This is a genomic window from Ulvibacter antarcticus (assembly GCF_003688405.1).
GTDB lineage: Bacteria > Bacteroidota > Bacteroidia > Flavobacteriales > Flavobacteriaceae > Ulvibacter > Ulvibacter antarcticus.
Genome location: NZ_REFC01000014.1, coordinates 384,542 through 396,625, shown reverse-complemented (window position 1 = coordinate 396,625; position 12,084 = coordinate 384,542). Strand labels below are relative to the sequence as shown.

At 35.9% G+C, this 12,084-nt stretch carries 13 protein-coding genes; 5 read left to right on the top strand and 8 right to left on the bottom strand.

All coding sequences use genetic code 11. The features are described from left to right. Positions 1-84 precede the first annotated feature (84 nt). The 3 genes from BXY75_RS13460 to BXY75_RS13450 all read left to right on the top strand — a co-directional run bounded on the left by BXY75_RS13460 (position 85) and on the right by BXY75_RS13450 (position 1,718). Positions 85-651 (top strand): DUF2911 domain-containing protein, encoded by a 567-nt coding sequence (locus BXY75_RS13460; RefSeq protein ID WP_121908283.1) that lies wholly within the window; start codon positions 85-87, stop codon positions 649-651. Positions 652-673: 22 nt separating this feature from the next. Next, positions 674-1,099, top strand: a complete 426-nt coding sequence (locus BXY75_RS13455; protein WP_121908282.1) for a hypothetical protein — start codon at positions 674-676, stop codon at positions 1,097-1,099. A gap of 76 nt (positions 1,100-1,175) precedes the next feature. After that, complete coding sequence (locus tag BXY75_RS13450) at positions 1,176-1,718, top strand: DUF2383 domain-containing protein (protein ID WP_121908281.1); 543 nt, start codon at positions 1,176-1,178, stop codon at positions 1,716-1,718. Positions 1,719-1,754: 36 nt separating this feature from the next. Here BXY75_RS13450 and BXY75_RS13445 read toward each other — a convergent pair whose 3' ends face one another. Further along, on the bottom strand, positions 1,755-2,180 hold the full coding sequence (locus BXY75_RS13445) for an organic hydroperoxide resistance protein (protein ID WP_121908437.1): 426 nt from the start codon (positions 2,178-2,180) through the stop codon (positions 1,755-1,757). 91 nt (positions 2,181-2,271) lie between these two features. On the opposite strand from BXY75_RS13445, the gene meaB reads away from it, so the two are divergent. After that, entirely contained in the window at positions 2,272-3,351 is a 1,080-nt protein-coding gene (gene meaB / locus BXY75_RS13440; RefSeq protein WP_121908280.1) for a methylmalonyl Co-A mutase-associated GTPase MeaB, read from the top strand. A gap of 3 nt (positions 3,352-3,354) precedes the next feature. Here meaB and BXY75_RS13435 read toward each other — a convergent pair whose 3' ends face one another. Then, the gene (locus BXY75_RS13435; protein WP_121908279.1) at positions 3,355-4,053 is read right to left on the bottom strand and encodes a DUF1003 domain-containing protein; all 699 of its coding nucleotides are present in this window, start codon (positions 4,051-4,053) and stop codon (positions 3,355-3,357) included. 104 nt (positions 4,054-4,157) lie between these two features. Between BXY75_RS13435 and BXY75_RS13430 the strand changes: the two genes are divergently transcribed. Further along, positions 4,158-5,888 carry an APC family permease gene (locus BXY75_RS13430; protein WP_121908436.1) on the top strand — a complete coding sequence of 577 codons (1,731 nt, stop codon included), beginning with the start codon at positions 4,158-4,160 and terminating at the stop codon, positions 5,886-5,888. Positions 5,889-5,903: 15 nt separating this feature from the next. On the opposite strand, the gene BXY75_RS13425 is transcribed toward BXY75_RS13430, so the two are convergent. The 6 genes from BXY75_RS13425 to BXY75_RS13400 form a co-directional block, all read right to left on the bottom strand. Next, positions 5,904-6,323 carry an SRPBCC family protein gene (locus BXY75_RS13425; protein WP_121908278.1) on the bottom strand — a complete coding sequence of 140 codons (420 nt, stop codon included), beginning with the start codon at positions 6,321-6,323 and terminating at the stop codon, positions 5,904-5,906. Between the two features lie 95 nt (positions 6,324-6,418). Then, positions 6,419-7,396, bottom strand: a complete 978-nt coding sequence (locus BXY75_RS13420) for a phosphatase PAP2 family protein (protein WP_121908277.1) — start codon at positions 7,394-7,396, stop codon at positions 6,419-6,421. A gap of 29 nt (positions 7,397-7,425) precedes the next feature. Beyond that, positions 7,426-7,992, bottom strand: a complete 567-nt coding sequence (locus BXY75_RS13415) for a phosphatase PAP2 family protein (RefSeq protein ID WP_121908276.1) — start codon at positions 7,990-7,992, stop codon at positions 7,426-7,428. Positions 7,993-8,013: 21 nt separating this feature from the next. Then, the gene (locus BXY75_RS13410) at positions 8,014-8,901 is read right to left on the bottom strand and encodes a diacylglycerol/lipid kinase family protein (RefSeq protein WP_121908275.1); all 888 of its coding nucleotides are present in this window, start codon (positions 8,899-8,901) and stop codon (positions 8,014-8,016) included. Then, entirely contained in the window at positions 8,891-10,744 is a 1,854-nt protein-coding gene (locus BXY75_RS13405) for an LTA synthase family protein (RefSeq protein ID WP_317125254.1), read from the bottom strand. The genes BXY75_RS13410 and BXY75_RS13405 overlap by 11 nt, the downstream gene beginning before the upstream one ends. A 358-nt stretch (positions 10,745-11,102) precedes the next feature. Continuing rightward, positions 11,103-12,041 carry an NAD-dependent epimerase/dehydratase family protein gene (locus BXY75_RS13400; RefSeq protein ID WP_121908273.1) on the bottom strand — a complete coding sequence of 313 codons (939 nt, stop codon included), beginning with the start codon at positions 12,039-12,041 and terminating at the stop codon, positions 11,103-11,105. Positions 12,042-12,084 lie beyond the last annotated feature (43 nt).

Genomic DNA, 12,084 nt, shown 5'->3' with positions numbered 1-12,084 from the left:
TCGGTTTAAAGACGACACAATTTTCTGAATGTTTCAGAAAGTGAAAATAAATTTACTACCTTTCTTAATCTAAGATGCAACATTATGAGCAAACTTATCAAAATACTATTATGGCTAGCGGGATTGACGTTAGTATTATACTTCGTAGTTGGACCAATTATGAAGAGCCAAACGAAAAAACATAGTCCGGAAAAAACCGTAGTATACGAAAAAGATAATCTAAAGATCGACGTATTCTATTGCAGTCCGGCAAAAAAAGATAGAGAAATATTTGGGAGCCTCGTACCCTACGGTGAAGTTTGGAGAACTGGAGCCAACGAGGCTAGTACCTTTACTACAAATAAAGACCTTGAAGTTGCTGGCGAAACCTTAGCCGCTGGAAAATATACTTTGTGGACCATTCCAGGGGAAAATGATTGGAAGATTATTTTTAATAATAAAATGTACGATTGGGGAGTGACCATTACAGGGCAGGTTGCCTCGCGTGAAGCTGAGTATGACGCTTTAATAGTTAATGCTAAGGCTTCAAAAACTTCTGCAATTATGGAGGATTTTACAATTAATTTTTCCGAAACTTCCCCTCTAACAACAGTAATGACAATTGCTTGGGACGATGTAATAGTCCCGGTAGCCATTCGTAAAAAACAATAACGGTGAATATTTACTATCCAAAATGAAAAAATATCAAGATTTCGAAAAACTAAATCGTTTGTTAGTTGGCAGTTTTGAGGCCGAAAAGCTATATTTTAATGCAGCAAATGAAGCTCCAAAAACTGAAATCAAACGGTACTTAAATTATATGTCGGTAGAACGTAATCGCATGAGTCATGATATCTCTAACGAATTACATTCACGGGATATTGAACCTTTAAAAGAAGATGTCGAAAAAAACAACCTCGATCATTCCAAAAAGATAAAAGAAGGCATAGGATTAGAAAAAGTAATACATCAATGTCTCACGAGAGATAGAAATAATATTATACGTTACAACGAACTATTGGAACGTAAACAACTTCCCGATTCAATTTTAGATATTCTAAAAAAACAACTTTTAAAAATTGAGAATTACATCATAAACGTTGAAAAGTTGCTAGAATAGTTCTTTTAACGAAACTTTATCTTAATAAATTTATAAATATTTATGATTCACATGAAGGATATCATAAATTTATTAAATGGAGAAAAACTACAAGGAATTTAATAAGCTCAACCTTCTATTATTGAGTTTTTTCGATTGTGAAAAAATTTATTATAATGCAGCACAAGATGCTCAAGTAACTTCAGTAAAAAGGTTTTTAAACCATATGGCTACTGAGCGAAATAGGATGAGCTTCGACATTTCAAATGAATTATCTAGTCGAAAAATAAAACCGTTAAAAGATTTTAGTGATAGCGGAGTTTCTAATAGATCTTGGAAGGAGATTAAAGAAGCATTGGTAAATCACAACGAAACTGAACTTCTATTATCTTGTATTTCAAAAGACGAGGAGAATGTAAAAGCTATGACAGAATTGATCGATACAAATAAACTACCGGATTCCGTTCTTGAAATGCTCTACGAAAATCGCAAAAAACTTCATTGGTATATTAAACAAGCAAGGGAACACCTTATTGAACATTTTGAGAAAAGCTCGAAAAAAGAAGAAATCTACGAGGAAAAACTCTTAAAATCAGAAAAAGATAAAGGCAAAGTTATAAATATAAAAAGAGCATTTTAATAATGCTCTTTTTATATTTATAGTTGTTGGTGGATGCTATTCGTCTAACAACAAATTAAGAGTTACCGTAATATTATCCTTTGTCGCTTTTGAAAACGGACAAATTTCATGAGCCTTATTAATTAAGTCCTCACCGGTTTTAACATCGACTCCCGGAATATAGCAATCTAAGGTCGCTTCTAAAAATGCTCCGTCTTCATCTTCACAGAATCCAATAGTCGCAGTCACACTGAAATCATCTGATAGTTCTATTCGCTTTTTCTTAGCAATTACTTGAATAGCCCCCCCAAAACATGCACTATAAGCACATCCAAAAAATTGTTCCGGGTTTGCGCCTTTTCCGCCGTCACCGCCCATTGATTTTGGCACTGAAAGATCCATATCTATATTTCCTGCTTCTGTTGACACGTGTCCGGCTCTTCCTCCTACCGCTGTAGAAGTTGCTTCATATAATGTTTTCATTTGTATTATTTTTGTGTTATAATCCTTCAATATACCACCGAAAGATGGCTTTTTAAAAACAATATTCATAAAATTGTCATAAATTCACCTAATGGCAGAATTGAGAAAAAAGGAAGGAGCTTTAAATGAAAAAGAAGGAGTTTTGCAACCAAATTCGGTTAGCACTGAAGCTTCGGCTGCCATCATATTGAATAGAAAAAAGAAATCTTCCGCAGAAAAATTAATCAAGGAGTTACTAAAAGGAGATACTGCAGCTCTAAGCCAAGCCATTACCTTAATTGAAAGTACCGCATCTAGGCATCAACTGCAGGCAAGACAAATTATCGAAGCTTGTTTGCCACATGCAAATAAATCAACACGACTTGGTATTACTGGTGTGCCTGGAGTTGGCAAAAGCACCTTTATCGAACAAATTGGAAAACGTTTTATCGATCAAGGCAAGAAAGTTGCAGTCCTTGCAATAGATCCTAGTAGTTCCTTAAGTAAAGGCAGTATTTTAGGTGATAAAACCCGAATGGAGGAACTTGTAAAAGAAGTCAATGCTTTTATTAGACCCTCGGCAAGTGGCGATACTTTAGGCGGAGTTGCACGCAAAACGCGTGAAAGTATTATCCTATGTGAAGCTGCTGGATTTAATACAGTTATCGTTGAAACTGTGGGGGTTGGTCAGAGTGAGACGGCTGTCCATTCTATGACCGATTTCTTTTTGCTATTAAAATTGGCAGGAGCCGGAGATGAACTTCAGGGAATAAAACGAGGTATCATGGAAATGGCCGATACCATCGTTATTAATAAAGCAGATGGAGAAAATATAAAAGCTGCAAAGTTGGCGAAAACCGAATTTAATCGTGCCTTGCATTTATATCCTATAAAAGACAATGGGTGGACTCCAAAAACAGTTACTTGCAGCGCCTTAGAAAATGAAGGAATTGATGATATTTTAGCAACTATTCAGCAGTATTTTACAGAAACCACTAAAAACGGAAGCTTTCAGAAAAAAAGAACAGCACAAAACAAATTCTGGCTTATTGAGACCATTAATGACAGTCTAAAAACTGAATTCTACGAAAACCCTTCCGTAAAGAAAGAATTGAAAACACAATTGGAGTTAGTAGAAAAGAATTTAACGACTCCTTTTGAAGCTGCGAATAAAATTTTAAATGTTCAGTAATCACTATTTCTTCAATTGTTTCATAATGTCTTCCATCATCTCTACTTGAACTTGCTGAATAGTTAACAATTCTTCCTGTTGATGCATAATAAGATGATCGATCTTTTCATGAAGTATCCTAATTTCTAATTCCGATTTTAAATTGATCATATAGTCGTCACTAGCTCGTGCACGATCCTTTTCTTCCTGCCGATTCTGACTCATCATAATTACCGGTGCCTGCAATGCCGCAAGGCAGGATAAAATAAGGTTGAGTAGTATAAATGGATAAGGATCAAATGCCTTGCTAAGCAAAAAAAACATATTAATAATAATCCATACCACGATAAAACTTCCAAAAATAATAATGAATTTCCAGCTTCCACCAAAGGATGCAATGCGGTCTGCCAAACGCTGTCCGTATGTAAAATTCGTTTTTAATTCGCTGATATTTATTTTCGTTGTAAGAGTTTCCTGACCTTCAATAGAACTTAGGACGTCCTTTTCTAAATCGCTCAGCTCACCAATTTCATTAAAAAGATAATTAGCTACATATTTTTGTCTATACTGATTTAATTCTGTGATAGAAATCATACCATTCCGGTTAAAATGAGGGTGCTCCTTTTTAATAAGGTCAAAAATTGATTTACGAACAATCTTGGCCTGTATTTTTTCACTTTCCGGAAATTCATTTTTGGAAATGGAACTGAAGAATGTTGTCATAATTTTGTGGATTAAAACCACTTAAATTTACAAACATTAGCATTAATTTAAATCGGTTTGACGCATTAATTGCTACCTTTATTTAGAGTCAAATGGATTCTCTTATGCCAAAAAAATTAAATCAGCTCGCAGCAACTGCTATATGCGGGAATGATATTAGTTCATCTTGTTTGTATGTATCGGCACTAGCAATTGTCTATGCGGGGCAATATGCCTGGCTATCCTTACTAATGGTAGCTTTGGTACTTTTTCTCTTTAGAAAAATATATGGAGAGGTTGTTGGTGCATTACCCTTAAATGGAGGTGCGTACAATGCGCTACTTAATACCACGAAAAAATCTACTGCTTCAATTGCGGCAGCTCTTACGGTGCTATCGTATATGGCAACTGCAGTGATTTCTGCAAGTGAAGCAATAAAATATCTTCATAGTATTTGGGGATTTATTCCGATTATCTATACAACGATCCTGCTTCTATTAGTTTTTATGGCGCTGGCAGTTATAGGTATTGGAGAATCATCGAAAGTGGCTATAGTTATTTTTATTTTTCATCTATTTTCTCTTAGTCTTCTTTGCGGTTTTTGCATCTTCTATTTTTCTGAAAATGGCTTCGAAATACTCGCTACTAATTTTGAAAATCCAATGGAAGTAGGTTTAATTACCGCCCTCTTTTTAGGATTTTCGGCCGCTATGCTAGGAATAAGTGGCTTTGAAAGCTCCGCCAATTATGTAGAAGAACAAAAGAAAGGCGTATTCCCAAAAACACTTCGAAATATGTGGATTGTTGTTACAATTTTCAATCCGTTAATTGCTTTTTTAGCTTTGGCAATAATCCCTATGGATCAAATTATTCCAAACCAAGATGCCCTGCTTTCTTTTATGGGAACAACCGTTGGTGGAGACTGGTTGTCCTTTATAATTGGTATTGACGCAGCCATGGTGCTTAGTGGTGCCGTGCTTACATCTTTTGTGGGTGTTGGTGGATTGATGGAACGAATGACACTCGATCGAATTCTGCCCAAATTTCTTAAAAAGAAAAATAAAAAAGGAAGTTCGTATTTTATTTTTCTACTGTTCTTTGTGCTTTGCACCTCGATTCTCATTGTTACAAAAGGAGACCTGGCTAAGCTTGCCGGAGTTTATACCATTGCCTTCCTGTCGGTAATGGTGCTATTTGGAATAGGAAATTTAATGCTAAAGATAAAACGTAAACGACTACCACGACCGGAGCGTTCTTCCTGGTTCGGATTGATTATTGCAATTATTTCCGTTATTGCTGCGATTATTGGCAATATCATTCTCAACCCTCATTATTTGGCCATTTTCATTGAATATTTGATTCCAACCCTGGTTGTGGTTTATTTTATGCTCTATAGAATGTATATTTTAAAGACATTTTTGTTGTTTCTGAATTATCTATTTCCTGAAAAAGGTAAACTCTTCCGAAGCATCAGTCAGAAAACCAGACGATTAATGAACGAGATAAACTCTCAACAATTTGTTTTTTTTACAAACCACGATAATGTAGCTACATTAAACAAAGTGATGCTGTATATTAAAGAAAATGAAACTACGAAAAAAGTGAAAATTGTTGCTATTTTGGATGCTGGTGAAACTGTCGCACCTAATCTTAAAACAGATGTAGGAGTATTAGACAGAGCATATCCCGAAATTGCTATTGAATTTATAGAAGAGCGAGGTATTTTTAGTCCCGACAAGATTCAAGAACTCTCGAAACGATGGAAAATCCCTACGAATTTTATGTTTATAGGATCCCCGGGGCCGGATTTCCCCTATAGCATACAAGAATTAGGCGAGGTTCGATTAATTATATAATTTAGATTTTAAGAACTACACTGTTGTTTCAACATACCTTTTAAAATTATCAAGAATAGCCTGCCACCCCCCTCGTTGCATTTCTATAGAGTTCATTGACTCGGCATCGAATTTCTCTATCAATTTTGTCGTGCCATCTTCGGAAATGAATTCAACACTAACTTCCCTTCCGTCTTCTAGCGTATATGTTATTAATTTCTTCGGAATTATCTGGTTATACACACCTTCAAAATCAAAACCCATACTGCCATCTTTAGCTTCCATTCGAGAACTGAAGCTTCCGCCTTCTTTAAGATCATTTTTTGCCTTTGTAGTATGCCAATCCTCTGAAGCACTATTCCAATTTAATATGTGTTTTTCTTCGACCCACATACTCCAAACCCTCTCTATTGGCGCATTAATGACTACGTCAACTTTAATTACATCCTTTTCCATTACTTAGACTTTTGCTATTAAAAATAATAAAGAATTAAACAATATTAAAATAAGGAAGAATAATTAACAAAGAGTGACAAAATTAGAATTGCTATTTAAAAAGTAATTGAAACTCCCACGACATTTATATCGCCTATTTTGGAGAATGAATAATTAGTTTCAAAAGTGGTTTTCCTTTCTCCAACAGAATCATCAATTTTCTTGGTGATTCTTCGGTTCGAAGCATTTTTGCCAATGGCATAGCCTATTAATATCGCTAAGGGGTAATCGGATACCCAATGCACTCTGGAGCTCATCATTTGAAAACCTAAAACACCCATTAAAGAATACCCAACCGGCTTTATCCATTTTTTTTCGGGATAATTGGTTGCCAACACTGTAATAGTAGCCATTAAGGTGGTAACATGGCCGGAAGGCATCGCATCGTAACTTGGCGTGTGATCCTGATAGGCTTTAAAACTGGGAAAAGGTGTCCAATGCCCCCCAGGATTACCGTTTTCAATAGCAGCGCTTGGGCTTTCCCTTCCTGTAGTCCTTTTCATTACCTGAACCACAACTCCTGAGGTGAGGAGCACTTCCATCAGTACGCTGGCTGTATTTATAGCTCTGTAATCATTATTTATTTTGCCGGAAGTGTATAAGCCTGCACTTATAAACATGGGGACCAGACCATATCCTAAATAATAAATGGCACCATTAATATCTTGGGGAATTAGCTCCACTCCCAACACACGAATATAGCGTACATCATCGGCCAGCCCCCAAGGTTCACCAATTTCCTGTGCATTGTCCAATAATTTTTGATCTACAGGAATTAGCGCTGCAGTACTTCCCAATGCCATCCCTGTCCATAATATGTTTTCTTTTTGAATTAAGAAACTCCCAAAGTCAACCATATTTTGAGGTTGGTTGGTAAGAATGTCAAAGAATTTTGGTTTGGTATAACCGTAACTCACCCCGTTTCCAACATCAAAATACTGTATTTCTGAATTGAGATTATCCTTTTTTTGTGACAAGGCAATTCCGAAGAAAAACAATCCAACAAACAATAAAATGATATGTTTTTTATCCATGTATTTAAAGATAGTAAAAATTTGTCCTGTTAAAATTTATACGTTAAACCAAGTAAATAGGTATCATCTCCTCCTTTAAAACTGAGTTCATAATGATCTCTTTGTTGTGGCGTGGTGAAAATATAAGTACTTCCAACCCCAACTACAATACCTCCTAAAACATCCCACATATCGTGACGATCATTATAGCCTTCTAACCTGCTGTAGGCCACGAAACCGGCCAAAGCATAGGCAGGAGCACCATATTTCCAACCATATCTACGCTGAATAAAAGAAGCACCCGAAAATGCAGAGGAAGTGTGACCAGAAGGGAATGCGTGGCCATCTGTTGCGCCTTCAGGTCTTGGTTTATTAATCGCGTATTTTAGTCCATATGTCAATGCCAGCGTTGTTGCATACGACTTGGTTAATTGCCAAAGCCCCTCTTTATCTTTAAAAATTATAGTACTTAAAGCGGCTCCTGCAGGAAGCGCAATTTGAAGCACGTCACCTATATCCTGAATCGTTTTTTCTGTTTTATCCTCACCGCTAAGATGAGATTGACCGAAAATTGGAGTACAGGAAATGAACACCACGATTAAAAGTAGTCGTTTCATAAAATTAGTTTAATTAAACACTTAAGTAACACAAACATTTAGCGCCTTTGGTAATAGTTCTATCTTTATTGTATCCTTTTCAATTTTAAGGCGTTCTCCATCTTTTTGAGCTTTAAAAATGTGGTCATTACTTTTTCTAACTATTAGCGAGTTCGTTTTTATAAACTCGACTTCTTTTAACCAATAGTGCTTTTTTATAAAAAACAAGATGGTAAAAAACACCATTTTAATTGATGAAAGCTTGGGAACAATGATAACATCAAGAACACCATCTTGCAACGATGCTTTTGGAGTTAGGCTCATTTTATAGCCCATTTCATTTGAATTGGAAACAAATAGTAGAAAGGGGTACACCTTTTTTTGTTCATTCAAATAACTGATTTCAACACAATTTGAATAATTATAAGTTTTCAAAGCCTTTATCACTGCTTTAATATATCCCCATAATTTTCTCTTCTTATTATCCTCAAAATCTGAAATTACGTGGGCATCAAATCCAATTCCTGTATTACTAAAGAAGTACTCATTGTTAATACTTCCGGTATCGATCTTAATTACTTTGAAATTTTTAATAATTCTCAATGCCTTTACCGTATCCCTTGGAATTTTTAAGTTAGAAGCTAAGCCATTCCCCGACCCCATTGGTACTATCCCGAGAATCACATTGGTACCCACCAAACATCCTGCAACTTCATTAATGGTGCCATCACCACCGCAAGCGACAATCACTTCTGCTTTTTCTTTTATAGATTCCTTTGCTAGTTCTATGGCATGACCGGCAAACTCTGATTCCTTAATTTTTATATCATATATGTCATTTCCAAACACCTTATTCATTAGTTCGGGCGATAGCTTATTCCTCCCGGATCCGGCTACAGGATTGACTATAAAATGTATTCTAGTTATCAAGTCCCAGGGTTTTAAGTTTTAATCCGCCGTTCGAAAAAAGATAATCTGCCACCTGATAATACGAAATGGTTTCTTGCAAATAATTTGAATCGGCTTCCTGTGTAATAAGTTCGTTTGTTGCCTTGTCCCAACGATAAAAGTTAGATTTTTTCTGATCGCCAAGAACCATTAATTGATCACCTTTTAATAACCCAAGTTTTCTATAATTACCTATAAAAGCTCTTTCTTCGGAAGGCTGCATAGATAAGATGTCTCTACCAAATAGATTAGAGTCATATTTCCAATGCAACAATGAAAATAAGGTGGGAAACATATCAATTTGAGATGACATTTTTGATATCTTCTCGGAAGGAAGTCCTGAATTATAAATAAGCGCTGGTATGTGATAATTTTTGATATCCAATTCTTGTTTTCCGGCACTGGAAGCACAATGGTCTGCCATGATCACAAAAACTGTGTTCTCGAACCATGGTTTCAGTCTTGCTTTATCTAAAAACTCTCCAATGGCAAAATCTGTGTATTGTACCGCCCCATGTCTATTACTCCCGGAAGGAATTTCGACCGTTCCTTCAGGATAAGTATAAGGTCTGTGATTGGAAGTAGTCATCACGAAATCGAAAAATGGTTGCCCATTTGCATGTGCTTTATCGGCTTCCTTTATTACTTTATTGTAGATATCTACATCTGCCACGCCCCATGCATTTTCAAAAGTAACCTCCTCATCTTCAATATTCGTCCTTTGTGTTTTTACATTAGCATCTAACAAAAATCCTCGACCTCTATCTACTATATCGAAACCATTTCCGCCGAAAAAAGTATTCATATTGTCAAAATAACCGTCCCCGCCATAAAAGAAATTTCTTTGATAGCCCATCTGTTTAAAGATTTCGCCAATCGTGAATAATGACCCATTATTCTCCCTTTTCACAATACTTCTGCCGGGCGTTGGCGGGATAGAAAGTGTAATTGCTTCCATGCCTCTCACCGTTCTGGTACCAGTTGCAAAAAGATTTGTAAAGAATAAGCTTTCGTTCGAAAGTGAATCGAGATTCGGAGTGAGCTTGTGTTCATTTCCAAACGACCCAAGAAAATCTGCACTCAAGCTTTCAATACAGATAAATATCACATTAGGTGTTTTCTTCTGGAGAGTATCGCCAGTGTTTACTGTTCTGAAAATAGAATGATCTGATGTATTCTTTAAAAGATCTCCTTCGGAAGTGAATTTGGAATTTACTTGATCGAACGCTTCTGAAGCATCAATGGAATTATAAAATTCGGTATAGGAAAGTTCGTTATTTCTGAAGGCTGCAAAAAAGGAATAAATACCCGATTTTGCCAACTCATTATTGTATCGATTCTCACTGAATTCGGCATCTTTGTTTTCAACGAATAATGCAAAAATGACAGTTATAATACCGAAAATTAAAACAGGTAGTATCTTTTGTTTGAAAGTAGAATTACCATTAAATGTAGCTTTAAACACCTCTTTTTTAATTGTTAAGAATAGTAATCCAGCCAATAAAAGCAGTATTGCACCAACTAATAAGGGAATTGGATAAGACTCATGTATGTTATTAACTACTTCATAGGTGTAAATTAGATAGTCAACGGCTATAAAGTTAAATCTCCGCTGAAATTCCTCCCAGAAGGTAAACTCAGCAAAAAACGAAAAAAGAAAGATGATCAAGCCAAGGGAATATGCAAAATAGGTAATCACTTTATCGACAAATGAACCGTACCATTTCTGAGGAAAAATAAGTAGATATAAGGCATAAGGCAAAGCAAAGAAGGAAACTGTCCCCAAATCGAACAAAAAACCAATTACGAAGGTATTTCCAAGCACAAAAAAAGAACTTTCAGTGTTTGAAAAACTCCAGATTAAAAGTATCAATCTAACAATAAATGACAAGGTTAAAAACGTAGCAACGAAATACCACAGTAGCCTGAACCTGTCAGGAAAAAGTTTAGAAAACACCATAAATCTGGTTAGAGTTGTTTTGGCTTATGCCAAGCTGCTAATATAATTAATTTTACCAATCGTCTCCATCATTATCTTCCACTTCATTTCTAACATCATCATTTTCGAGCAATTCTCTATATTTCAAAATAGAAATATATCCTAATATGAAGCGACGATCCGAACTAATAAAAATAAATAGTGCTGTTTAATCTATAAACGTGAAACCAATCAAAGAAAGTATTTAAAAAGTGTTTTTAAACCAAGTAACCTGAGCTTCCAAGCCATCCTTCAATCTGGTTTGGGGATTGTATCCCAACAGTTTTCGAGCTTTATCGATATTGGCTTTGGTACGTGACTGATCTCCCGGTCTTGCAGGTTTGTGATCTATAGCTATCTTTTTCTGAAGGATTTCTTCAACAGTTGCAATTCCGTGGGCAGTAGTGTTTTCTTCTTCGGTACCCAAATTGAAAATTTCGCCATTGCAAACGGATTCCTTTCCAATTACACTTACCACTCCATCGATAATATCCTGTACATAGGTAAAGCTGCGCAGATGTTCTGAGCTACCTTCATACAATGGGAAAGGCTTATTGTTTAGACCACAATCGATCAAGCGGGTATATAATTTATCCGGGCGTTCCCGAGGTCCATACACCGAATACAATCGCAAAGAACAAGATTGTAATAAGTTTCTTCGTGAATAAGCGAGTACCAATTGCTCTGCGGCCAATTTGGTCACTCCATACCAGGATGCGGGTAATGGAGCCTGATCTTCTGTTAAGGTAGCAACAAGTCCGTAGATAGAAGAAGTCGCAATATTTACAAAAAATGGTTTTTTATCAAGAACCTCTACTGCATCCAACAGACGTTGAGTAGCTTCTACATTATTACTCTTATAATCTTTAAAACTACTAGCAGCAGAAATGCCGGGTTGGGCTGCAAAATGAAAGATATGTGACAAATCTTCTGTAATCTCTTCGCTTAAATCATCGAATCTTAAGTCAATATCGCGAACCAATATTCCTTTTTCTGCTAATGCATCCGCATTTAGACGCTTCAGAGAAATATCGTAATAATTCGAAAAATTATCAATTGCAACTACCTCATGGCCCAAATCGGCTAATCTTTCCGAAGCATGGGAACCAATAAAACCAGCGGCACCGGTAACTAATACTTTCATTTAATTTTTTGTATTCATTATACTATTCAAAAGTAAACAAAAT